Source organism: Pseudomonas sp. FBCC-B1667 (assembly GCF_059133255.1).
This window is the reverse complement of record NZ_CP101437.1, coordinates 2618408-2642892: the sequence shown is the minus strand read 5'-3', so window position 1 is coordinate 2642892 and position 24485 is coordinate 2618408. Positions and strand designations below refer to the sequence as shown.

Sequence of the window (24485 nt, the reverse complement as noted above, 5' to 3'; positions counted from 1 at the left end):
ACGCTGTGAGCCCTACATGACAAAAAGCGCTCAGCCACTGCGCCATCAACCAACACCCAATACGTTTTATGCGCCGACCTTGCTGCCGGCCATCGAAGAACTATTGGCCCGCGGCTTCGCCCGGGAAACCATCGAAGCGATGTTTCGCCGCAGCCTGTTCGAGTTGCGCACGCCGTTCATGCGTATTCCGCTGTTGCTCTCGCGGCGTTTCTGGGACTTTGCGCTGGAGCAGACCGGCGACCCGTTGATCGGTCTTGTGGCGGGTCGGCGCTTCGTTTCCACCGCCACCAATGGCCTGACATACCTGTTCGACGTAGCGGCTTCGCTGGAAAGTGCGTGCGTGTATTTCGAGCGGTTTTTCCCGTTCTTCAACGGGCATTTCCAGGCGCAGATCGTGCGCAACGATGAAGGCGTCGAGTTGCGCCTGCTCGACTGCGGCAGCCTGAAAGCCGCTGCGCCGACCACCGACTACATCCTCGTCAGCCTGTGCAGCATGTTGCGCAGAAAGTTGCTCGCCAGCGGTCTGGAGCGTGACCCGGTTTTAAGCGTTGGTCTCGCCCGGCCAGAGGCCGCCAATCCGCACGCTCACGAACTAGCGTTCCGCGCCAAGGTGCATTGGGCTCAGGCACATCATTCGATTCGCCTGGACCCGCAGCTGTTCGTGACCGCGTTGACACCGGGCAATCATGAGCTGGAACAAACGCTGGTGGACTTGCTGGAGCAGACCCGGCGCAACAGTGAACCGACGTTGCTGGAGCAAGTCAGCGACCATTTGATCGCCAACCTCGCCAGTTCCAATTGGCAGCAGTTTTGTGCCGACCATCACTTGCTGGAACGCACCGCGGCACGTCGGCTGAAGGCGTTGGGCTGGAGCTTTTCGGAACTGCTGGATGAGTACCGTCGCTGCCGCGCGGAAGATTTGTTGCAGGCAGCGGAGCTGGAATTGGTGGAGATTTCGGATCGGTTGGGGTACAGCGATGTGCAGAGTTTCAACCGCGCGTGCTTGCGGTGGCTGGGGTGTGCGCCGGGGGTGTACCGGACGCGGTGGGCACAGCCGTTAGATCTCGAGTGAATGGTAGGGCCCCATCGCGAGCAAGCTCGCTCCCACATTGGATTTGCGGCGCATACAAAACCCCTGTGGGAGCGAGCTTGCTCGCGATGAGGCCAGTAAAACCAACAATAAACCTTACTGCCCCGCCGCCACACTCGTCGGCGCCTGCGAAGGCGTCACGATGCTTTTCAAATCAATATGCTTCCACTCCGGCTTCGCCCCCAGCCGCGCATTGAACCGGTAGTTGAACGTAAACTCGTCGGCCGTCGCCACACTCAACGGCTTGCCATACACCGCCTCGATTCCCGCCAGGTCATACCCCATCAACTGCAACAGCGTCGGGAAGATGTTGTAGTGGCTGGAGCGATCCTTGTTCGTGGCCAATTGCGCCGACCAGTCCAGGGTTTTCAAACCACTGCCCTGAATCACCACCAGCGGCACCAATCCCTCTTCCTCCACCGGGTCACCACCGCAATGGGTATTGAGTCCCGGATTGCCCCGCTCATGCAGGTCCTGCCCGTGGTCCGAGGTGTAGATCAACAGCGCATTGCTCAAGTCAGCCTGGGCGAACACCCGCGAGAAAAACTCCCCGACGTTCCACAGCAAGGTGTTTTTGTAGGCATTGCGGTACAGCAGCCAGTCATCCGGTTGACCGTTAAACCCGTCTCGCTTGCCGGTATCGGCCACTTCGACAAACTGCCCGCGGGGCAAAGTCGGACGGTACGCCATGAACCCGTCGGGGTATTTATCGTGAACCGGAAAATGCGCGCCGACCTTGTTGATCACCACCAATTCCGGCTTGCCGTCATTGAGCAGATCAACCAGTTTGGCCGCCGCCGCCATGTCGCGGTCACGCACGCTGGTCTGGTCGAATTGCACGAACTCGTCGATGTCCTTTTTCTCGGCGTCGTTCATCAGGTTCTGCAAGTTGCCGCCGGTACGCTGGGCGTCGATGTAAACGGTGCGCAGGCCGGCCTTCCTGGCGTATTGCCAAATCGACGGCATCGTCGTGTTGATACGCATGTAGTCGGTGCGAGTGCCGCCGTAGCGCAACGTGACGTTGGTGTCAGCACTGCAATTGGCAATCGAGGCGGCATACCCGTAGTTGAAAATATCGACACCGGGGCGCGGTTCCCGGAGGTTGCTGTGCACACCGAACGGCGCGTTGATGTCCAGGTAGTTGCCGGAAATGCTCTCGTCGATGATCAACACAATGTCGTGGCCCACCGGCTGGTCATTGCGCACCAGGCTCACCGGCTCTCGCGGGCCGACGGTGTTGTGCAAGGCTTCATAGGTAAACAGGTTCAGGTAGGCCAGCGGCGTGTACATGATCGGCAAACCCCGGGCACCCTCGCCGGCCCGCACGAACAACACCGCGCTCAGCAGCAGCACCCCGAGCACCGGCGCGGTCACGAGTAACGCACCGGGTAGCGGCATGCGTCGGCGTGGCTTGAGGCCGATGCCAAACAACAACAGCAAGCCGCCGAGCAGGCCACTGATGATTGCATCACGGTACTGGTAAATCGCTTCCTGGATGAACCCGCCCGAATAAACCAACGACACGAAGCTGCTGTAGGTCAGGTAATCAGCCGTGACCCGCGTATAGACGTCGAAAAACACCGCCGACACGAACATCACCAACGCGAACAGATGGCGAATCAGCGTCTGCCGAATGTACGCCGTCATAAACAGCGTCACCGTCAGCGCGATGGACATGCCACCGAAAAGCAACACCGGAAAACCGATGCCCATCGCACTTAAACGTTCAAGGTAATAGTCGTAGTTCTTAAGTAAATAGAGAACTAACAAGAGTTCTTTGAGATATCGAATCATTCTCTTTAGGTACTCGTGAGGGGCGATTGGCCAATAGATTGTCGGCCATTTTTTGACACTAGCACCGGGCCATCAAAGCGCAAGAATTGTCGGACTTATTCCTAAAGCGTCAAAAAAACGTTGACTCAAATCTGACACACATGTGGGGATTTTTCCCCTGTGTTTCAAGGCACTAGACCGTCTATCGTTTTCTTCAAATCCTTCAAAACCCTTCAAAATCGAGACAAATCCAGCGCCAACAAGCACTTGATGGCATTTAGCCCCCAAAAATGGGGATTGGCTACCACAAGAGAATGTCATTTTGCTGACACGCTTTCCCAACGCTGGGCTATACCCCTTTTGACAGTATTAATTTCGTTATCTCAACCGTCTTACGAGGCACGCCAATATGGACGTGAGCGTATTTGGTACGGGCTATGTTGGCCTGATACAAGCTGCGGCACTGGCCGATGTCGGACATCGCGTCTTATGTGTCGACATTGATCCAAACAAAATAAAACAACTGCAACAAGCGGTGCCTCCGATCAGCGAACCGGGGCTTTCCAGCACGCTGGAAGAGAATATCAAGGCCGGTCGACTGCTGTTCACCACCCAGGCCAGCGATGCGGTCGAACACGCCGAGCTGATTTTCATCGCCGTGGGTACGCCCGCCGATGAAGACGGTTCCGCCGACCTCAGCCATGTGCTGAGCGTCGCTCGCCAGATCGCCCACCATATGGAGGCCGATCGCACCTTTATCATCAAATCCACCGTGCCGGTCGGTACCGCGGACCAAGTAGCCGCCGCCGCCAACGAAGAACTCAAGCGCCGTGGCAAGGGCGCCCTGAATGTGCGGGTGGTGTCCAACCCGGAGTTCCTCAAGGAAGGCAGCGCCCTCGCCGACTGCATGCGCCCTGACCGGATTATCGTCGGCACGCTCGACGATGAAGCCCGCAGTCAGATGAGCGAGCTCTATGCGCCGTTCTGCCGCAACCATGAAAAGCTTATGTTCATGGACAACCGCAGCGCCGAGCTGACCAAGTACGCCGCCAACGCGATGCTCGCCACGCGTATCAGTTTCATGAACGAACTGGCCAACCTCACCGAGCTGCTGGGGGCCGACATCGAAGCAGTACGTCGGGGCATCGGTTCCGACCCGCGCATCGGTTACCACTTTATCTACCCGGGCTGCGGCTTCGGTGGCTCGTGTTTCCCCAAGGACCTGCGCGCCCTGCTGCACACCGCCGAACAAAACGGTATGCCTCTGCGCCTGTTGCGCAGCGTCACCGACGTCAACGACACCCAGCGCCACATTCTCTTCGGCAAACTCAAGGCGCAGTTCCCGAACGGCCTCGCCGGTAAATCCATAGCGATCTGGGGCCTGGCGTTCAAACCCAACACCGATGACATGCGCGAAGCACCCAGCCGCTACCTGATGGAAGCCCTGTGGGCCGAAGGCGCGACGGTGCAGGCCTATGACCCCGAAGCCATGTCCGAATGCCGGCGAATCTACGGTTACCGCAAAGACCTGCATTTATGCGCCACCCGTGACGACACCTTGGAAGATGCCGACGCGCTGGTGATCTGCACCGAGTGGAAGAACTTCCGGGTGGTCGACTTCGACCTGCTGGCGAGCAAATTGCGTTCACGAGTGATCGTCGACGGTCGCAACCTGTACAACCCGGAGCAGGTCGCTGCGGCCGGTTTGCACTACAGCGGTATCGGCTTGCGCCACATTGCACCCGAGGCGCCGCGCCCATGAAGATCCTCGTCACCGGAGCGGCCGGTTTTATTGGTGCCCATTGTGTGTTGCGACTGTTGCGCGACGGGCACCAGGTGTTCGGCCTCGATAATTTCAACGATTACTACGACCCGCAACTCAAGCGCGATCGCGTCGATTGGGTGCAGGAGCAGGTCGGCCATTTCCAGCTCGCAACGGTTGACCTGGCCGATGCGTCGGCCATCGAAGCCCTGTTCGTCCGTGAAAAACCCGACGTAGTGATCCACCTCGCCGCCCAGGCTGGGGTGCGTTACTCCCTGGAGAACCCTCGGGCCTACCTCGACAGCAATTTGAGCGGTTTCCTCAACATTCTCGAGAGCTGCCGCCGGCACCCGGTGCGACACCTGATCTACGCCTCGTCCAGTTCGGTGTACGGCGCCAACCAACACACGCCGTACTCGGTGCAGGACGGCGTCAATCACCCGCTGTCGCTGTACGCCGCGACGAAGAAAGCCAACGAACTGATGGCCCACAGCTACAGCCATTTGTTCGGCATTGCCTGTACCGGCCTGCGCTTTTTCACGGTGTACGGGCCCTGGGGTCGCCCCGACATGTCGCCGATCCAGTTCGCCCGCGCCATTGCCGAAGGCCTGCCGCTGAAGCTGTTCAACTACGGCGAGCATCAGCGCGACTTCACTTACATCGACGACATCATCGAAAGCATCGCCCGCCTGATCGAGCGTCCACCACGGGCCAACGCCGAATGGGACCGCGAGCAACCGGATCCGGCCAGCAGCATGGCGCCGTGGCGCATTTACAACATTGGCGGCCAGCACCCGGTGGAACTCAAGGACTACCTGGCGCTGCTGGAAAAACACCTTGGACAACAAGCCATCGTCGAGTTGCTGCCCCTGCAGCCGGGTGACGTCCTCAATACCTGCGCCGACGCCAGTGACCTGGCGCGCGCTACCGGTTTTCAGCCTTGTATCGAGCTGGATGAGGGGCTCGGGCGTTTCATCGCCTGGTTCCGCGATTACTACCAACTGCCTATCGCCCACGCGCCGCTCGCGGCTGAACTTCAGCGGAGGACTCTATGACTGGACATGAAAAAGGTGTGCCCCTCAAACAAATGCGCCGGGATAAACGCCTTGATCCCGAGCACCGGATTCGCATGGATGCGGCGATTCACATGCAGGGGCGTGGCTGGATAACCGGCCGTGACGGCGGTCGTCCCTGGACGCTGTCACGCACCAACCGGGTGGTCGCCTGCCTCGGTGCATTGATCATCCTGGTATTGATTTCGCCCGTGCTGCTGGGCCTGGCGCTGGCGATCAAGTTCAGCAGCCCGGGGCCAGTGATGTTCGTGCAGAAACGCACCGGCTACCGCGGTCGCGCGTTCGGCATGTACAAATTTCGCACCATGGTGGCCAACGCCGAGGAGCTCAAGGAGTCGCTGCGGCACCTGAACAAACACGGTGCCGACGCCATCGACTTCAAGATCGACAAGGACCCGCGCATCACCGGCATCGGTGGCTTCCTGCGGCGCAGCAGCCTCGATGAGCTGCCGAACCTGATCAATGTAGTGACCGGCGACATGCGCCTGGTGGGTCCCCGGCCGACTTCATTCAACGCCTACCGCTACAAGGATAACCACCTTGCACGCCTGAGCATCTACCCCGGCATGACCGGCCTGTGGCAGATCTCCGGGCGCAGCAATATCGACTTCGACCAGCGCGTTGAGTTGGATCTCAGCTATATCGCCGAGCAGAGCCTTTTGCTTGATCTGAAGATCCTGTTGAAAACCCCCTTCAAAGTATTCAGCGGCCACGGAGCGAGTTAAATGGACGGTTCATCAAACAAAAGCCTGAGCATCGCCAACCCGAGCGAGTCCAACCTGACTTCGACCGTGCTGGATCAAGATCTGCGGATCCTACTGCTGACCGCCGCCAACGCAGGCGCGGGCACCACCACCAGCGCGCTGGCACTGGCCAGTCAACTGGCCCAGATGAGCAGCGGCCGAGTGCTGCTGGTCGACGCCAGCCAGTCCTCGAACAACCTCACGCAACAACTGGGGTTGACCAAGGAGCGCGGCTTTCGCGACTTGATGTTCAACAACCAGAGCCCGCCGATGCTGCAGGACTGTGTGGTGAACGTCGCCAGCCTGCCCTTCGACATTTTGCCCAACGGCCGTTATGCCCGCGGCAATGAACACCTGACCGCCGAAAGCATGAGCCCATTGCTCGATCAGCTCGGCAGCCAGTATCGCTTTGTGGTGATCGACGGCGACGCGGTGTATTCCGCCGCCGACACGCTGGTCATCAGCACGCAGGTGGACGGGGTGATCATGGTCGTTCGCGCGGAAGACACCCGCTGGGAAGTGGCGCAAGCCGCGGTCCAGCGCCTGACCCAGGCCGGCGCAAAAATGGTCGGCAGCGTGTTCAACCGTCGCAAGTACTACATGCCGAAATGGCTGTACAAAAACCTGTAAGCAACCAGAAAAGGATGACGCCATGAACGCCAGAATGCTTGTCCTGCTGTTGCTGCCGCTTGCAGGTTGCACCAGCAATTCGACCGAAACCCAAATGCCGGTGCAGATCCTCACGGCCTCACCGGCCAACGCCCAGGCCACCGACATGCCCAAGGTCGAACAGACCTTGCGGCCACAGGACGTGCTGGACGTGATCTTCCATATCAGCACCAGCGGCTCGGACGCCTACCGCATCCAGTCCGGTGACCAGATCGGGCTGAACTTCACCGCCGCCAGTCAGCTCAACGGCAATCAACTGGTGCTGCCCGACGGCACCATCGAACTGCCGGGCGCCAACACCTCGGTGAAGATCGCCGGGCTGTCCAGCGAGCAGGCACGTGAGGAAATCCAGCGGGCCTATCAGCGCAAGCAGCTGTTCCAGCCCAACCGCAACCAGCTGACGGTGCAAGTCATCAGCCCGCTGAGCAACGAATCCAACCTCAAAAGTGCCCTGAACCACCCCGCTACCGGCATGAGCCGGGAAATCACCGTGGGCACTGACGGTTATGCGAGCTTCCCGGAAATCGGCGCCGTGCCACTGCAAGGCATGACCGTCAACCAACTGGAGACCTTCCTCAACAAGCGCTACGCCGATCTGCCAGGACGGATGACCGTCGACGTGCTGCTCAAGTCCACCGCCGGCAACGAAATCTATGTGCTGGGTGAAGTCGGCCAGCCGGGTTCCTACCCGATCCGCCGACCGGTCTCGGTGCTTGAAGCGCTGACCCTGGCGCGCGGCAGCAATGCCAAGGCGCGGCTCGATTCGGTGGTGATCATGCGCCGCAACGGCAATCAGGTTAAGGCCGTGCATTACGACGTGGAAAAAGCCCTGGCCGGCGATGCCTCACAAATCGCCTACCTGCAACCGGACGACATGCTCTTCGTGCCCAAGACCAAACTGGCCAGCGCCGGTGAGCTTGCGCGTCAACTGGCAGACGTCGTGTTGTTCCAGGGTGTGGGTTTCAGCTTCGGCTACCGCGTCGACGACAAAGACAGCAATAACAACAACTGACTCTCAGGTGACCCGACATGAATCCAAAGGAAAACTACCTGCATGAGTTCTTCAGGATCTTCTTCGCCAACAAGCAATTGGTGAAGCGGGTATTCCTGGTCTTTGCAGTGATCGCCCTGGTCTTGCCGCTGATGCTCAAACAGAGCTTCGACATCACCGCGCAAGTCATCGTGCAGTCGAAAAAACTCTCCCAAGGTGACGCCACCACGTCACTGACCGTGGACAACGCCACCTTCATTCCGCCATCGCTGGCCGACATGGAAACCGAAAGCAATATCCTGCGCTCCCCGGCCCTGATCCGGCAGACCATCAGCGAGCTGCGCGACAAGGGCGAGTACTCCCCTGCCCCCGGCGTGTTCAACACACTGGTGGTCCAACCGTTCAAACGCTTTGTCACCACCCCGCTGCGCGAGTACGTGATCAACCCGATGAAAACCGCATTGGGCATGGAAACCGATCCGGTGCGCGATACCACGCTGGACGCGTTGACTCAGGAAGCCATCGACAAACTGAAGATTGAAACCCTGCCGGGGTCCAACGTGATCTCGATCATCTACAGCTTCGGTGATCCGCATCAAGGCACGCAGTTTGTCGCGGCCTTGCTGCAAAACTACCTGGCCAGCCGTCAGGAACTGCAATCGATCGACCTGCCACAAACCTTCTACGAAACCAAGAAGCACCAATATCAGGTGCGCCTTGATGGCCTGGAAGGCACACGGCTGGCGTTGCTCGAAGGCGTCGGCTCGTCCGATCCGAAAGAAGAAATCACCTTTCGCCTCAACGCAATCAACACCGAGGAGCAAGCGCTCAACCTGTATCAGGACCGCCGCCTGCAAAGCCAACGCTGGCTTGATTACCTGAAAACCAGCCTGGCCGCCGCCAGCAATAACAAGCTCAACGACTACACCTTCCCCTACACCTTCACCACCACCGTGGACAACGTGGCATTTGAAGATCGCGAGATCAAACAGATGGGTGAGGCACTGACCAATCAGGTCAGCCGCTACATGAACGACCTGGCCATCTTCCAGCCCAACAGTGAACCGATGTTGCTGACCCGTGAGCAGATCAGTCGCACCCGTCAGCAGTTTTTGAAAGTGGTGAGCAACCGGATTCAGGAACGCACCAACGACCTGGCGATTGTCAGCTCAGTGATCGACCAGAAGACCGCGCGTATTGCCGAGTTCAAGAACCGCATCCACCAGTTGCAGGAAACCCAGAGCAAACTGCGGCAGATGGACACCGAGATTGACGCCTTGCACGCAGCGTTCTCGACTTACGCTCAGCGCTTTGCCGAAAGCAGCACCGCCCGTTCGCTGGACAACGACCTGTCCAACGCCCGTGTCCTGAGCCCGCCGTACGAACCGACCGAAGCGGCGTTTCCCAAGCCGTTCCTGATCATCCCGTTCGGCTTGCTCACCGGTCTGTTGCTGGCGATTGCCCTGGTGTACGTGCGTGAGTTTTTCGATCACCGCTTCAAGGCGCCTGCGCAAATCACCCACGAACTGGGCTTGCCAGTGCTGTTGGTGATCAACGATCAAAACGACGACCCGATCAATCCGCACAAGAACTGGTCCGTGCCAAGCCTCGTCCATTGGGTGCGCAATTGAACGCGCCGCTCAACCCTGCCACCGCCCTGCCGATCATTCATTTGCTCAGCAGCGGTGGATTCTATGGGGCTGAGCGGATGCTGCTCGACCATTGTCTGGCGACGCCGGGGCAGCACCAGGTGCTGTTTCTCGATGCGCCGCCAGAACTGATCACACGCTTTCGTGAGGCCGGGGTGAATTGCCGTGGCTGCGCGGGGCTGGGGGAATTGCTCGCGCATTTGCGTCAACGCCGGGCAGAACAGCCGCTGATCAACACGCACAATTTCAAGGGCCTGTTGTTTGGCTGGGTTGGCGCGACGTTGTTGCGTTTGCCGCTGGTGATTACCCAGCACGGGTTCACCCCGCGCAGTCGCAAGCAGAAGTTTTACACCTGGCTGAGCCTGCAACTGTGCCGCACGGCTTCGGTGAATCGCGTGGTCTGCGTCGCCGAAAGCATCGCTACGCTGTGCCGTCAGGCCAGTGTGCGGGCCGATAAGTTGCAGGTGATTCCCAATGGTTTGCCCGCCGCTGCGACGCTGCTGTCACCCAACGTTGAACGTCAGCGTTGGCTGGCCGGTTACGTCGGGCGCCTGAGCAGTGAAAAAGGCCCGGACCTGTTTCTCGATGCGCTGATCCCGTTGTGCCAGCAACACCCGCAACTGGACGCCGTGATGCTCGGCGACGGCCCGGAACGGGAAACGCTGCTGGCACGGATCAACGCCGCCGGTTTGCAAACGCGCATCACCTTGCCGGGCTATCAGATCGACATGGGGGCGTGGTGGCGTCAACTCGATGCGCTGGTCATCAGCTCGCGCACCGAAGGTACGCCGATGATTCTGCTCGAAGCGATGCAGGCCGGGGTGCCGGTGGTGGCGTTTGGCGTCGGTGGCATTCCCGATGTGCTGCAAGACCGGCACAACGGTTTGCTGGCAACACCGGCCGACAGCGCCGCCCTCGCCCGCCAGATCGACACCTTGCTGACGGAATCGGCACTGGCTGCACAATTGATCGACAACGCAAAACGTACCCAACTGGATCGTTACGACCTCAAGGCCCTGGCCGAACGCTGGTCGCAGCTTTATATCCGTACTGCACGGGAGGCACGCGCGTGATCTTTCCGCTCTCGATCGTCAGTCTGCTCGGCCTGGTCTGCCTCGGTTTGCTGGCCAGTCCTTATCCCTTTCTGGCGCCCGGGGCGGTGCTGGGCCTGGTCGGTGTCGCACTGCTGTACCGCAAACCCACCTGGGGTCTGCTCGGCATCGCGGCGCTGGTACCGTTCGAAGGGTTCTTCAAGGACAGTTCGCTGTCGGGCACCAAGTTCATCGGCGCGTCGCTGGCAGTGATCCTGATGCTGCAACTGGCCCTGCGGCAGATTCCGTCCGAACGCCTGCGCAGCAATACCTGGCGCTACCTGATCTGGTTTCTGGTGCTGTACCTGCTCAGCCTGCTCAATACCGATGACATCGGCATGTCGTTGGGGCATCTGCGGGAGTTGAGTGTCGGCCTGATCCTGTTTGTGATTACCCTGCTGATTGGCCGTGACCTGAACCTGGACCTGTTCGCCAAACTGGTCACCGCCAGCGTCACGATGACCTGCGTGCTGGCGATGTTCTCCAGCAAATATCAGGACCAGGGGCGCGCCGCCGGGTTGCTCGAAGACCCGAACGCCTTCGCCATGCTGATCGCCTTCGCCGTGCCGCTCGGCCTTTGGCTGGTGATCCGCAGCCCGAACCTGTTGCATCGTCTGGTCTGGGGCGGTTGCTGCCTGCTGTTGCTCGGCGGCATGACCAAGACCGAATCGCGCTCAGGGTTGGTGGTGTTGTTTCTCAGCCTGATGATCGGCGCTTGGCACTACCGCGCCGAGTTGACGCGTATCCGCCCACGGCACCTGGGGTTTGCCATGCTCGCCGTGGTGATCGTGATTCCGCTGGCCATCTATGCGATGCCCGCCGGTTACGTCGCCCGCATCCAGTCTCTGAGTATCTTGAGCGCGGGGGCCAAGAGTCAGGACGAATCCCTCGGTCGCCGTGCCTCGTACATCGTGGTCGGCAGCGCGATGATCCGCGAGAACCCGCTGCTCGGCTCCGGCCCCGGCACCTTCCCGCTGCACTACGCCACCACCGGTTACGCCAAGGCGTTTTCGGCCAACCGCAAAATCGGCGACCTGTACCGCCGCGCCCACAACACCTACCTGGAAATCTTCAGTGAACTGGGGATTCCCGCCGGCCTGCTGTTCGTGGGCATGCTCGCCCTCGGTTTGTACAACCTGATCCGCGCCCGTCGTGTCTGGATGCAGCGAAACAACCGGGACCAGGCTGACTTGATGACGCACCTGGCGATGAGTTTTCTGTCGTTGACCCTGTTCCTGATGTTCCTCAGTGCACCGAACCAGAAGTACGTATGGATCATGCTCGCCCTGACCAGCGTGCTGCGTTTGAAAGCCGAAGAAAGCCCGCCCAGGGAGGCCAAGGCATGAGCCGAATCAGCATTGTGATTCCGATGTACAACGAAGCTCACCACATTGCCCGCACGTTACTGGCCGCGCAAAAAGCCGCCCACGCAGCCGGTCTGGACTGTGAGCTGATCGTGGTCGACAACGGCTCGCACGATGAAGGCCCGCAGATTGCCCGGCAGTTCGGTGCAGAGGTGTTGGTGCAGCCGGGGATCCTGATCGGTGCCCTGCGCAATCGGGGTACCGCCATTGCCACCGGTGAGTGGCTGGCGTTCATCGATGCCGACGTCGAAATGCCCGAAGACTGGCTGACCAAACTGACCGCTATCGAAAGCAACGGGCAGGCCGATGTGTTCGGCCTGGACTTGCACACCCCAGCCGCAGCGCCGTGGTACGCCACAGCCTGGCAACGTCGCACGCTGCGTCCTTCTTCCCAGGGCTCTCGCCCGGTGGACTGGTTGCCCAGCTCCAACCTGCTGATGCGTCGCAGCTGGTTCGACAAGGTGGATGGTTTCAACGAAAGTCTGCGCACCGGCGAGGACAAGGATTTCACCCTGCGCCTGCACCAGGCCGGCGCGCGGATCCTCGCGGTCAATGAATGCGTGGCCCTGCATTGGGGTTATGAAATGAACTGGCGCGAGTGGATGGGCAAGGAAATGTGGCGCCAAAGCAGCCATGTGCAATTGCTCCGCACCCATGGCGCAAGCCTGCGGCTGCTGCGTTTTCCGTTGTTGTCGCTGGGGGCGTGGTTTCTCGATTTGCTGGCGATCTCTGCCCTGTGCGACGGTTTTCCGCATCACGCGGCGGTCATGCTGGCCATCACCACCGTACCGGCGCTGATCATGAGCCTGCGCCAGAGCCGCAAACACCGCGACATCGGCCTGACCCTGCAACTCTGGGGCCTGCACTGGGTGCGCCTGCACCTGGCCGGGGCCGCACTCGTTCTCAGCCTGTGTCATTGGAATGCCAGGAGGCCTGCTCGTGGCTGAATTCATTTTCTGGTTGTGCCTGCTGCTCCCGGTTTACGCTTACCTCGGTTATCCCTTGTTGCTGACGCTGTTGTCGCCGATGTTCGCGGCGCGGCGTCATGGCGCGCCGGAGCCGATGAACGTGAGTGTAGTGATTGCCGCCCACAACGAAGCGCGGCACATCGAACACAAGCTACGCACCCTGCTCGCCCAGGATTATCAACCGGCTTCGTTGCAGATCATTCTGGCCAGCGACGGTTCAACCGATGACACCGTGGCCTGCGCACGCAAAGTGATTGACCCGCGCATCACCGTGCTCGACCTGCCCCGCCAGGGCAAAGCCGCGACCCTGAATGCGGGCGTGGCGCTGAGCACTGGCGACATACTGGTGTTCACCGATGCCGATAACCAATGGTCGCGCGACACCCTCGGCCATTTGCTCGCACCGCTGAGTGATCCGCAGGTCGGCGCCTGTGCCGGGCACATGGTGATCCCTGTGACGGGTGGTGGCCTGAGTGTCGGCGACAGCCTGTATCGGCATTACGAAGGCTGGCTGCGCCGGGTCGAGAATCGCACCGGTTGCATGGTTTCCGCCGACGGCGCGTTGCTGGCCCTGCGTCGCGAGTTGTTCCAGAACGTGCCGGCAGAGGTCAACGACGACTTCTTCATCAGCACCTGCGCACCGGTCGCTTTCAAACGCATCGTCTATGTGCCCGAGGCACAAGTGATCGACCACGGCGTCGATGAAGCCGACAAGCAGTTCCGTCGCCGCCAGCGCGTCACGGTCGGCGGCCTGCAAAGCCTGGCGCAGCGCAGCGAGCTGCTCAATCCGCTCAAGCATGGCCTGTATTCGATTGCCTTGATCAGCCACAAGCTGATCCGGCGTCTGGCACCGATCCTGTTGTTGCCGTTGTTGCTGAGCAATTTCTGGCTGTGGGATGACCACGGTTTTTATCGCCTGAGCCTGATCGCGCAACTGATCGGTTATGCCATCGCCATCGCCGGCCTGCTGGATTCGCAACACCGATTGCCCAAGCCTTTTCGCCTCGCCGCATTCCTGCTGGTGACGTTGGCCGGGATGAGCATCGGTCTGTGGCAGTTCCTGCGCGGCCAGCGCTACGCCCAGTGGAACCCAGAACAGAATCGTTGAAAGGATTGAGCCATGGCGATCAAACAACTATTAAAGCGCACCAGTGGTTGGCTCTACCTCAACTCGCCGGTCGGGCGCCATCAGCTGCAAGGCGCCGGAGTGATCCTGATGCTGCACCGGGTGCTGGCCGACGACCAGGCCGCCGCCCTGCCCCATCGCAACGAATTATGCGTCGGCCCCAAGGCGTTCGAACACTTGCTGGTGTGGCTGAAAAAGCACTTCGACTGCGTGCCGTTGATGGAGATTCTGCACCCGGGAAAAATCCGCTCGGACCGGCCGAAAATCACCCTGACCTTCGACGACGGCTGGCGTGACAACGCGGTGAATGCCTACCCGCTGCTGCAAAAATACCAGGTGCCGGCGAGCATTTTTCTCTCCACCGATTTCATCGGCAGCCGTCAGCGGTTCTGGTGGGAAAGCATTGGTGAAACCTTGTGGGGCAGCCACGGCGAATCCGCCCGCGTCCGCTTGATCGAGTCGCTGCAACAGGCCGGTCGCCCCTTGCCGGTGCCGTTCGCGGAGCTGGATGAGGAACGCCGCAGTCTGGCGCTGCTGAATTTCCTGCAAAGCCTGAAAAGCCTGAGCCCGATGACGCTGAATCAACTGACCGATGCCTGTCCGGAGGAGTCGTTGCCCCAGGCGCTGGACTGGCATCAGGTGCGCTTGCTTGAGTCCTCCGGGCTGGTGCGTTTCGGCCCGCACGGCGCCAGTCACGCCATTCTTACCGGCCTCGACGATCAGCGTTTGCATGAAGAACTGAGCCGCAGCCGCGATGCCCTGCAACACGGTTGCAACCGGCCGTTGCCGGTCTACTGCTACCCCAATGGCGACAACGATGCGCGAGTGCGCGATCAGGTCGCCTTGCATGATTTCCCGTTCGCACTGGGTACCGGCACCGGGATTTATCGTGGCAATCAAGACCCTTTGAACCTGCCGCGTTTCGGCGTCAGCCAACGCGTGGCGCGCAATCCACAATTGCTGTCATGGCGTTTGTATCGCGGGGCCCGCGCATGAGCCGTAGCCATTACCTCAAGCACCTGGCCCTGAGCATGGGCACCAAACTGGCGATGATCGCGCTGCGACTGCTGCGCAACGTGTTGCTGGCGCGGATTCTCGGCCCCAGTGAGCGCGGTTTATTTGCGCTGCTCAGCACCCTGCCCGACCTGATCAGCGCAGCGACCAGTGGCGGGCTGAACTCGGCGGTCGGTTATCAAGCGGCCAAGCAGCGGCCGATGGGTTTGTTGCTAAGCCAAGTGTTGGTGTTTGGCTGTCTGCTGGCGGCGATGTTGACCTTGCTGGTGGTGGCGCTGGTGCGAGAATTCGGCAGCGAACTGGGCATCACCACGCAACTGGGCCTGCTCGCCTGGCTGCTGTTGCTGGCGGTACCGATGACCGTACTCAAAAGCGGATTGCTGACACTGCACAACGCCTCGGGCGGCGTGGTGGCGTTCAACGCCTTGCGCCTGGTGGAATCCCTGGCGCCGCTGCTGCTGTTCCTCGCGCTGTTCTGGATGTGGAAAGAGTCGGCCCTCGAAGCGGCGCTGATCAGTTGGCTGGCGGGCATCAGCCTGGTGGTGCTGGCCGGCTGGGTCTGGCTCAAACGCGATCAGCCGCTGAAGTTGCAATGGGACCGCGCCAGCCAGAATGAACTGCTGCGCTACAGCGCTCGCAGCCATCCGGACCTGCTGTTCCAGCAAGTGATCCTGCGTTCCGATTACCTGTTCATCGGCGCCCTGCTGGGCAGTACCGCGCTGGGTCATTACGCCATGGCCAGCGCCGCCGCCGAGTTGCTGCTGATCGTTCCGGAAGCGGTGACCACGCCACTGATGAAACGCCTGCTGCAACAGGAAGAAGGCATCGACAAGGTCACGCCGCTGGCACTGCGCCTGACCGCGACGGTGATGCTCGGCGCTTGCCTGACCATGGCGGTGATCGGTGAATGGCTGATCGTCACGCTGTTCGGCGCGGCGTATCAACCGGCGTATCCGGCACTGCTGGCGTTACTGCCGGGGCTGCTTGGCCTGTGCTACGCGAGCATCCTGCGCCTGGATCTGCTGGGCAAGAATCGCCCCGGCACCATCTCACTGTTGATGGGGCTGGGCGCCCTGCTTAACCTGGCGTTGAACCTGGTCATGATCCCGGCGTACGGCATCGTCGGCGCGGCGGCCGCGTCGTCCATCGCTTATCTGGCGGTGACCGTCGCGCTGCTGGTGATGTATTGCCGCTTGAGCGGCGTGCCGGTCTGGCAAACCCTGATCATCCTGCCCAGCGACGTGACGCCGATGCTACTGATGCTGCAAAGGAAGTCGGCATGAGGTATTTCGCCCTGCTGGTGAGCCTGGGGCTTTCGCTCGACGTCTACGCCGGGCCGATGCGCTGGGCGGACATTCGCGACGGCAGCTTGTACCTGCAAGCGGATCACCCCGACACACTGACAGTGCGCTGGACTCCGGCGTGGCAGGCGGATGCCAACGAAGAACAGCTGTACCTGCTTGACGGCACAGGCAAGCTTCAGGCTGAGCGCAAGATTGCCGCCAGTGAATTGAGCGGCACCCAGAGCTGGCCGTTGGCGCCGAGTGCGTCCAGCTATCAACTGGAGATTCCGGGTTACAGCTTTCGCCGCTACAAGGTTGAGCACGACGACAGCACCGTGGCGTTGTTCGCGCCGGCCAAGGTGCATTTCAGCGCCGAAACCCATGACGGCGACGAGTTGTTTTTCAAGGTCGCACCGGGTGAACACGCGGTGCTGGCCGGCAAGTTCCACGGTGGCGTGAGCGTCCTGCAAGCGCAACGGGTGGGCGATGGCAAACAGGTGTCGGTTGCGCTGAAACCGTATCGGGCCTATTGGCAGTTCGACCAGGTCGAATTACCGGTCACCTCAAGCGAACAAGTGTGGCGCCTGCGCCTGCAAGGCAGCGGCAAAGTCGCGTTCTGGCTCGACGGCACCGCCAACCTGTTCGCGCAAAACCCGCAGCAGCTAAAACCGCTGCGCGAAGAAGCGGGCGATGTGCGCCTGACACTCGGCAAAGACGTGCTCGGCCCGACGCCGAACCTGGGCATCGCCCTGCCCTACGTGATGCCGCCGCCCTCCAGTTATGCAGTGCTTGATGCGCTCAAGCCGCAAGCCGGCGCCTACTACACCTTTGTCGACGTCACGGCGAAAAAGCCGCAGTACGAAGACGCCTTCCGCCAGGTGTATCAGGACCGCTTCGGCATTTATCAGGACATCACGCTGCTGGCCGGCAGCCAACGCCAGGCTGATCTGCGCGCCGATACAATGAGCAATGCCGGCCTCGATGCCTGGCTCGCCTCGACCCGCGCCCTCGGTGGCAAGGGCACGCACTACATTGGTTTCGCTGACGAGCCGAATCTCAACTATTCGAGCTACGCCCAGTACCAAAGCATTTTCAACAGCATGGCCCGGCAAGTGCGCAGCAACCCGGCCAACGCCAAGGCCGGTGTGCGCATCGCCATGCCAGCCAGTTCACGACTGGTCAACGGCCCGTTCGCCGACAACGCCGCCGACAAACGCGGGATCGATTGGGCCCGGCGTTTGCTGGCGGAATCGGGCGATAACGTCGACGCAATGGCCTGGCACGAGTGGATGATTCGCGACCTGCTCGCGACCCGGGTCTACCGAGACAGCGTGCGTCGCGCGGCCGACCTGGTCGGCCGCGACGGCAAGGGCCGACCACGCAAAGCCCTGTTGCTTGACCAGACCAACCTGTCCAGCGGTTCCAGTCTGAGCCCTTACGATCAGGACACCCATTTCGCTTCGATGTGGTGGGCATCGGTCGTCATCAACTCGTCCCAGGACGGTCTGCTGGAGATGCTCAACTGGTTCCAGGCCGCCGATGAACCGAACTACCCCAAGGGCATGTTGAAGATCCTGGGCGACGATCATTTCGAATTGAAACCGGTGGGCTTTGCCCAGCAATTCATTCAGCAACACTGGCTTGCCAGCGTGATACGGCTGGAGAACGAGGCCTTTGAAGTCGATGCACTGGCCATGGCCACTGACGATCAACGCAGCCTGTTGGGGGTTAATAAAGCCAAGCGTTTGCAACATGTGAGCCTCGCCGGCACCGCCTGCCCGATGCTCAAGGGTTCATTGCGCTACTTCGGCGCGGACAACCGCAGCCGCGACGCGCCTTTCAACTGCCAGAACGGGCACGTCAGCTTCGACTTGCCAGGGGAAACCCTGTTCGCTCTGAGCTGGAGTGCCTCATGAAACCCTCAATTGCTTCGCCGCGCCGGCCCTTGCCGCGCGATGCATTACTCCCACCACGGCCACTGCCGTCAGGAGACCTGACATGAGTGTTTTGCACAAACTCAGTGAAAACATCAAACAAAAAGGCCTGAGCGCCACGCTCAAGAAAATCTGGAAGCATTACGTGTTCTTCCACCAGGAATTGTTGTGGATGGAGCGCGACCTGGTCAGCCCGGTCCCCCCGCACAAACTGCGGCCGTATCCGCCATTGCGGGTGGAAACCATCACCGCGCAGAACGCCGTGGCGTTCACCCGTTACTTCGGTGATCGCGTCGAGACCATGGCGGAACTGGCCCGCGAGGGTTACACCGGACACATGCACCTGGACGATAAAGGCGATGCGGTGGCGTTTATCTGGGGCGCGGCGCGCAACTATCACGACAAGCATTACTACGGTTGCTGGTTCCCGGTGAAGCAAGGCGAGTTTTTCGAATTCGGCGGCGAACTGACCCGCGCCTATTGGGGCACCACGCTCTCGGTGGACGTCCAACTGGAACTGTGGAAAGCCATGCTGGCCCAGGGTTGCAACAAGGTGGTAGATGTCTGCGAGTTCCACAACATTCCGGCCCTCAAGCTGCACATTCGCATGGGGTATCAGGAGCAAGGGCGGATCATGAACGTGTACAGCCTGTTCGGCTGGCGCTTCTTCCGCGAAACCCGTTACACAGGCTCGCGGCTGGATGCCTTGCGCAAACCCGCCCGAGAACCTGTCCCAGCCTCGGCGACCTGACCTTATGGCGGCACGATTGGAATGGCGCACATCACTGTGCGCCGCTGACTTCCCGGCAGCGGCTTACGAAGCGCTGCGTCTGCGGGTGACGGACCACACGCCGTTCAACACGCTGGCCTGGATGGCCGCGTCTGAACAGGCTTTGACTGCCGGGCAGCACCTGCACGTGCTGCTGGGCTGGCAAGGCAATGAGTTGCAGTTGTGCCTGCCGCTGGTGGCATCCGTCGAGCGGTTCGCCGGGCTGCCGTTTCGGGTGCTGCATCACTTGGGCTATCCCCTCGCCGATCGCCTGGCCTTACTCACTAGCATGGACGCCGAGGAGACGCGCAAGGCTTTGGTCGAGATTCGTCGACGGCTGCCCCATGCCTTGTTGCAACTCAATGAGCTGTCGGAACCGGTCGGCGAAGAAAGTGTGCTGACGCAATGGATAGCCCACAGCTCGACCGGCGAAAGGCGGCTCAGTTGCCGGGTGCCGGTGCACTTGATCAGCGAGGCCGACCATCAGGAAGTGTCCGGCGACCCGCGCTACAAATTGCGGCGTGCGCGTAAACGCATCGCCGCCTGTGGCGCCCAGGTTCGACGGATCACCCCGGATGCCTTGACCATGGGCCCGTTGCTGCAGGCCATCAGTGAAGTCGAAGCGGTGAGCTGGAAAGGTGACGAAGGCGTCGGGATTTTCTCTGACGAACGTCATCGGCAATGGATGGACCGCGCCTTCACCGCCCTCGCTAAACAAGGGCTGGTGCGGGTGGTGGTGCTGGAACTGGACGGCCGATGCATCAGCTACCGACTCGGTTTGCTGGAGCAGGGCCGACTCTACGATTACAACCTGGCGTTCCTGCCGCAATACGCCGATCTGGGCAGCGGCCGGGTGCTGCTTGAAGAATGGATTCGCTGGGGGCTGGACGAGCACTGGCGCTGGATCGATGCCTCGCGGGTCAGCCTGGAAAACTCCAGTCATCAACTGCACGAACGCATGACCGGACAGCTGGAACACTGGCGCTGGAGTTTCTACTCCTGGCGGCCCAGCGGTCTCGCACTCGGGCTGGCCCTGCGCTTCTGGCAGCGACTCAAACCGGCCTGGCAACAGTGGAAAGCCCGGCGTACGGCGGCAGCGGTAAAACCCGCACCGGTTGCCGCGCCTGTCGCCAAAGCCGTCGAGCCGGCAAAAACACTCATGGAGGGCGAACATGCCTCGCCAAGTCATAGTCAACGCTGACGATTTCGGCCTCAGTGCCTGCGAAAACGCGGTGATCCTCGGCGCTTTTCAGGCCGGGGTCATCAGTTCCGCCACGGCCATGGCCAACATGCCGGCCTTCGAAGCGGCGTGTGTGATGGCACAGCACCCGATGCTCGAAGGGCGAATCGGTCTGCACTTCAACCTCACCTATGGACGGCCCTTGAGCCAGTCGATTCTGGGTCGCAGGACATTTTGCGACGGCGCCGGCGTGTTCGACCTCAACCTGCCCCGTCACCGTCTCTGGCTCAGTCGCCGGGATCGTGCGGCGGTGCTCGAAGAACTCGAAGCGCAATGGCAGCGTTGCCTGGACAACGGCGTCCGCCCCAGCCATCTGGATTCCCATCAGCACGTACACAACATCTGGCCCATCGGTGAAATCGTCGCCCGCTTCGCTGCCCGTCAAGGGGTGCCCGTACGGCTGGCGCGCAACCTGGGGCAAAACCTGAGCCTGCCCAAGCGCGTGTTCAAGGAGCTGCTCAATCGGCGGTTGATTCACCTGGCCGGGGCCACCGCTGACTATGTGTGCACCCCGGTTGACCTGCGCGATGCCGCGCCACCGCTGGAGGGGCTGCTGGAGATTGTCGCGCACCCCAATCAGCTCGGCGCTGACTTTGGCGATGCTTATCTGGATCAGGGCGAGTCGCTGAGCGCCCTGCTGGAGCGGCGTTTGCCGGGAGTGGAACGCGTCGCCTACACCGTGCTGGGCAAGTCGTTCAGCGCGCGCGCGGAGGCCGTTCTGGAATGAAAAATCACACGGTTTTTTGACGCCTGAAATTGTGTCTGAACTGTTACTCACAAAACAAAAAGTTGGAAATGGCGACTCTGCGCTATGCCCACACTACTTTCATCCACGCACGACCATTCCTTCGTCAAGGAGGGCTTCATGAATGCACTCGACAAGCTTCGCGAACGCATCAAACAAAAAGGTCTGAGCCGCACGTTCAATACGCTGTGGAAGCGCTACGTGTTTTTCCATTGGGAGCTGTTGTGGATGGAGCGCGACCTGGTCAGCCCGGTGCCGCCGCACAAACTGCGTCCCTACTCGGGCTTGCGCAAGGTGATCATCACCCCGGAAAACGCCACGGCATTTGCCAGGCATTTTGGTGACCGCGTCGGCACCATGGCCGAACTTGCTGCCGAAGGTCACACCGGGCACATGTACCTGGACGACGAAGGCCATGCCTGCGCGTTCATCTGGGGCAGTACCCGCGACTATCACGACCGTCATTATTACGGCTGCTGGTTCCCGGTCAAACCCGGTGAGTTCTTTGAATTCGGGGGGGAAATGACCCGCGCCTACTTCGGCACCAGCCTGTCGGTGGATGTCCAGGTCGCCCTGTGGGAAGCGATGCAGGCACAAGGCTGCAACAAGGTAGTGGACGTCTGCGAAACCCACAATATCCCGGCCCTCAAACTGCACATCCGCATGGGGTACCACGAACAGGGCCGCGTGACCCACGTCTATGGGCTGTTCGGCCGCTGGCGCTTCTACCGCGAAACCACCTATACCGGCTCACGCCTGGACCCACTGCGCAAACCGGGCCGGCCAGTGGTGACGAGTGCGGCGCAGGCTTGATGTTCACTCGAGTGCAGCGGTGTCAGTGACACCGCTTTCGCGAGCAAGCCCGCTCCCACATTTGAACATCGTCGAACACACGTCATGTGTTCACTGGAGAACCAATGTGGGAGCGGGCTTGCTCGCAAGACGAGGCACAATCAGCATCGAAGTGATTGAACGACTCCCCCCAAGGCGAAACTCCTCGCCCGACGTCAGTGACATCTGAACGACCTTCTGCCATGGTTCACAGCATTGTCCATTCGCAGTCTGTGATCACAGCAAGCCAATGATGGGGGTCCGTCTCATGAGCAAAGCGTCCTACATTCCGCCCAAGGTCTGGAAAAACAACGCCCCGTCTGGGGGCGAATTCGCCAACATCAACCGGCCAACCGCCGGGCCGACTCATGACAAGGTATTACCGCTCGGCAAGCATCCGTTGCAGCTCTATTCCCTGGCCACGCCCAATGGGGTGAAGGTGACCATCCTGCTGGAAGAGCTATTGGCGCTTGGGCATACCGGCGCGGAATACGACGCCTGGCTGATCCGCATCAACGACGGTGATCAGTTCTCCAGCGGCTTTGTCGAGATCAACCCGAACTCGAAGATCCCGGCATTGGTGGACCACAGCACGAAGCCGCCGATCCGCGTTTTCGAGTCCGGTTCGATCCTGCTGTATCTGGCGGAAAAATTTGGCGCGTTCCTGCCCACCGATGTGGCAGGACGGACTGAGACCTTGAACTGGCTGTTCTGGCAAATGGGTGCGGCACCCTACCTGGGCGGCGGTTTCGGGCATTTCTATGCCTATGCGCCGGAAAAGCTCGAGTACCCGATCAACCGCTTCACGATGGAGACCAAGCGTCAGCTGGATGTCCTCGATCGCCGACTGGCCGAAAGCCCCTACCTGGCGGGTGACCACTACACCATCGCCGATATTGCAGTCTGGCCCTGGTACGGCCAACTAGTGCGAGACAAGGTGTACTCGGCGGCAGAATTTCTGTCTGCACACGAATACACCCACGTGCAACGCTGGGCGGAGGAGATTGCCAAGCGACCTGCGGTTCTGCGCGGGCAGCGCGTCAACCGTACGTGGGGCGATGAGGAGAGCCAGGTGCCCGAGCGGCATGAGGCTGCTGATTTGAACCCGTGAAAAGCCGGGCTTTCGGGTTTGATGGCTGACAGGTAAACCGTGACGCGGCCATCGCGAGCAGGCTCATTCCCACAGGGATCTACGCCAGACACAAAACCTGTGTTTCATGAAGATCAACAATGTGTGGGATTTCCGAAATGCGCGTGGACGTTGGTGCCGGCTATCGGGGTCTACTTCACTATGCGAAATAACGTCGTCAGTGTGTTGTTGGCTGGAGGTGATACATCCTCGCAATCCGCTGACATCCGGCGGGCGAAAAAATTGGCGAAGGAGGTTTAAAAATGAGCCAGACTTTGACTACTTTCGATATGGCGACTTTGCTGGACAGCGATGAAGCTATCAGTGAGTACCTTTCCCAAGTACTTGCCGACGGCGACAACGAGGAGTTTCTTCGTGCTATCGGCTATGTGGTAAAAGCACGTGGAATGACACAAATAGCCAAGGACTCGGGTATGGGGCGAGAAAGCCTGTACAAGGCCTTCTCTCCGGGTGCGAAACCTCGTTTTGATACGGTCCTGAAAGTAATTCATGCCCTTGGAATTGATCTCTGCGCGCAGCCGGGTCATTCGGTAAATCACTCGGCTGATTCTGCACAAACGGTTCACTGCGGAAATACGAACTGTCCGGGCGATACGGATCAGCCGATTCAGGATCGAACATCTCAAGGAAGGGATGAGTCTCGTATACCACCAACGCCCCGCCCGGCTTGAGGGTTTGCGCGACATGCCGCATGAACTCTCCGATGTCCGGCATCCAGTTCAACACGCCGATGGTGATCAGGGCTACGTCGAAACGCTGGTGCAACGAGGTAGGCAAATGACGGATATCAGCTTCGATAAATTCGGGCTGATGGGGTGAGCGCGACGCCAACTCCCGCGCCTGATCGAGAAACGCTGCGGACTGATCGACGCCCACCACGCTACGGGCGCCCAGCGCATACAGCGAGAGACTTTCGCGGCCGTTGTTGCAGCCCGGTTGCACCACGTCCTTGCCATCGACGCCCACCTGTTCCAGCACGCCGGTCAACGTCGCGTCCAGACAGGAAAAATCCCTCTGGCCCACGGTACTCAACATCTCGAGCCATTCGCGGGTGTCTTTGTGGTGTCGGGCGGAGTCGTTCCACGCCTCGCGGTTGCTGACGATGGCTTGTTCTTGTGTCGGCATTTCCATTGCACGCTCCGGATTCGGGTCTTGATTGACCGGCCCAAGTCTAGATCGGAGCGCCGAAAAAACCTGTTGGAATCTTGTAGACCGGGCAT

General features: G+C 60.5%; 21 protein-coding genes and 1 pseudogene. 20 read left to right on the top strand and 2 right to left on the bottom strand.

Translation table 11 applies throughout. The features are described from left to right. Positions 1-16 precede the first annotated feature (16 nt). The gene (locus NL116_RS11915) at positions 17-1072 is read left to right on the top strand and encodes an AraC family transcriptional regulator ligand-binding domain-containing protein (protein ID WP_494377326.1); all 1056 of its coding nucleotides are present in this window, start codon (positions 17-19) and stop codon (positions 1070-1072) included. A gap of 114 nt (positions 1073-1186) precedes the next feature. On the opposite strand, the gene NL116_RS11910 is transcribed toward NL116_RS11915, so the two are convergent. After that, positions 1187-2884, bottom strand: coding sequence for a sulfatase-like hydrolase/transferase (locus NL116_RS11910; RefSeq protein ID WP_494377325.1), 1698 nt, complete (start codon positions 2882-2884; stop codon positions 1187-1189). A 388-nt stretch (positions 2885-3272) separates the two neighbouring features. On the opposite strand from NL116_RS11910, the gene NL116_RS11905 reads away from it, so the two are divergent. From NL116_RS11905 to NL116_RS11815, 19 genes and pseudogenes are all read left to right on the top strand, one after another. Next, on the top strand, positions 3273-4625 hold the full coding sequence (locus tag NL116_RS11905) for a UDP-glucose dehydrogenase family protein (protein ID WP_494377324.1): 1353 nt from the start codon (positions 3273-3275) through the stop codon (positions 4623-4625). Continuing rightward, entirely contained in the window at positions 4622-5680 is a 1059-nt protein-coding gene (locus tag NL116_RS11900) for an NAD-dependent epimerase (RefSeq protein ID WP_494377323.1), read from the top strand. Before NL116_RS11905 ends, NL116_RS11900 begins: the two co-directional genes overlap by 4 nt. After that, positions 5677-6423: a sugar transferase gene (locus NL116_RS11895; protein ID WP_494377322.1), complete on the top strand. Its 747-nt coding sequence runs from the start codon at positions 5677-5679 to the stop codon at positions 6421-6423. The genes NL116_RS11900 and NL116_RS11895 overlap by 4 nt, the downstream gene beginning before the upstream one ends. After that, entirely contained in the window at positions 6424-7071 is a 648-nt protein-coding gene (locus tag NL116_RS11890) for a CpsD/CapB family tyrosine-protein kinase (protein WP_494377321.1), read from the top strand. It begins immediately after the preceding gene. A gap of 22 nt (positions 7072-7093) precedes the next feature. Beyond that, the gene (locus NL116_RS11885; protein ID WP_494377320.1) at positions 7094-8122 is read left to right on the top strand and encodes a polysaccharide biosynthesis/export family protein; all 1029 of its coding nucleotides are present in this window, start codon (positions 7094-7096) and stop codon (positions 8120-8122) included. A 17-nt stretch (positions 8123-8139) separates the two neighbouring features. Then, positions 8140-9732: a GumC family protein gene (locus NL116_RS11880; protein WP_494377319.1), complete on the top strand. Its 1593-nt coding sequence runs from the start codon at positions 8140-8142 to the stop codon at positions 9730-9732. Beyond that, positions 9717-10823, top strand: coding sequence for a glycosyltransferase family 4 protein (locus NL116_RS11875; RefSeq protein WP_494377318.1), 1107 nt, complete (start codon positions 9717-9719; stop codon positions 10821-10823). Before NL116_RS11880 ends, NL116_RS11875 begins: the two co-directional genes overlap by 16 nt. Then, positions 10820-12187, top strand: a complete 1368-nt coding sequence (locus NL116_RS11870) for an O-antigen ligase family protein (RefSeq protein ID WP_494377317.1) — start codon at positions 10820-10822, stop codon at positions 12185-12187. The genes NL116_RS11875 and NL116_RS11870 overlap by 4 nt, the downstream gene beginning before the upstream one ends. After that, the gene (locus tag NL116_RS11865; RefSeq protein ID WP_494377316.1) at positions 12184-13152 is read left to right on the top strand and encodes a glycosyltransferase family 2 protein; all 969 of its coding nucleotides are present in this window, start codon (positions 12184-12186) and stop codon (positions 13150-13152) included. The genes NL116_RS11870 and NL116_RS11865 overlap by 4 nt, the downstream gene beginning before the upstream one ends. Then, entirely contained in the window at positions 13145-14281 is a 1137-nt protein-coding gene (locus NL116_RS11860; RefSeq protein ID WP_494377315.1) for a glycosyltransferase, read from the top strand. The genes NL116_RS11865 and NL116_RS11860 overlap by 8 nt, the downstream gene beginning before the upstream one ends. Positions 14282-14293: 12 nt before the next feature. After that, positions 14294-15295 (top strand): polysaccharide deacetylase family protein, encoded by a 1002-nt coding sequence (locus NL116_RS11855; RefSeq protein WP_494377314.1) that lies wholly within the window; start codon positions 14294-14296, stop codon positions 15293-15295. Next, positions 15292-16596, top strand: coding sequence for a lipopolysaccharide biosynthesis protein (locus tag NL116_RS11850; RefSeq protein ID WP_494377313.1), 1305 nt, complete (start codon positions 15292-15294; stop codon positions 16594-16596). The genes NL116_RS11855 and NL116_RS11850 overlap by 4 nt, the downstream gene beginning before the upstream one ends. After that, entirely contained in the window at positions 16593-18512 is a 1920-nt protein-coding gene (locus NL116_RS11845; RefSeq protein ID WP_494377312.1) for a hypothetical protein, read from the top strand. Before NL116_RS11850 ends, NL116_RS11845 begins: the two co-directional genes overlap by 4 nt. 82 nt (positions 18513-18594) lie before the next feature. After that, a complete protein-coding gene (locus tag NL116_RS11840) occupies positions 18595-19281 on the top strand; it encodes an N-acetyltransferase (protein WP_494377311.1) in 687 nt (228 codons plus the stop codon). A gap of 4 nt (positions 19282-19285) precedes the next feature. Then, on the top strand, positions 19286-20500 hold the full coding sequence (locus tag NL116_RS11835) for a GNAT family N-acetyltransferase (protein WP_494377310.1): 1215 nt from the start codon (positions 19286-19288) through the stop codon (positions 20498-20500). Further along, on the top strand, positions 20472-21266 hold the full coding sequence (locus tag NL116_RS11830; protein ID WP_494377309.1) for a ChbG/HpnK family deacetylase: 795 nt from the start codon (positions 20472-20474) through the stop codon (positions 21264-21266). Before NL116_RS11835 ends, NL116_RS11830 begins: the two co-directional genes overlap by 29 nt. Positions 21267-21404: 138 nt before the next feature. Beyond that, positions 21405-22097, top strand: coding sequence for a GNAT family N-acetyltransferase (locus NL116_RS11825; protein WP_494377308.1), 693 nt, complete (start codon positions 21405-21407; stop codon positions 22095-22097). A 286-nt stretch (positions 22098-22383) separates the two neighbouring features. Continuing rightward, entirely contained in the window at positions 22384-23226 is an 843-nt protein-coding gene (yghU, locus tag NL116_RS11820) for a glutathione-dependent disulfide-bond oxidoreductase (protein ID WP_494377307.1), read from the top strand. Between the two features lie 281 nt (positions 23227-23507). Further along, positions 23508-23720 (top strand): annotated as a pseudogene (locus tag NL116_RS11815) (addiction module antidote protein); the annotation flags it as partial. On the opposite strand, the gene NL116_RS11810 reads toward NL116_RS11815, so the two are convergent. Further along, positions 23623-24396, bottom strand: coding sequence for a class I SAM-dependent methyltransferase (locus tag NL116_RS11810; RefSeq protein WP_494377306.1), 774 nt, complete (start codon positions 24394-24396; stop codon positions 23623-23625). The pseudogene NL116_RS11815 and the gene NL116_RS11810 sit on opposite strands and share 98 nt — an antisense overlap. Positions 24397-24485: the final 89 nt, after the last annotated feature.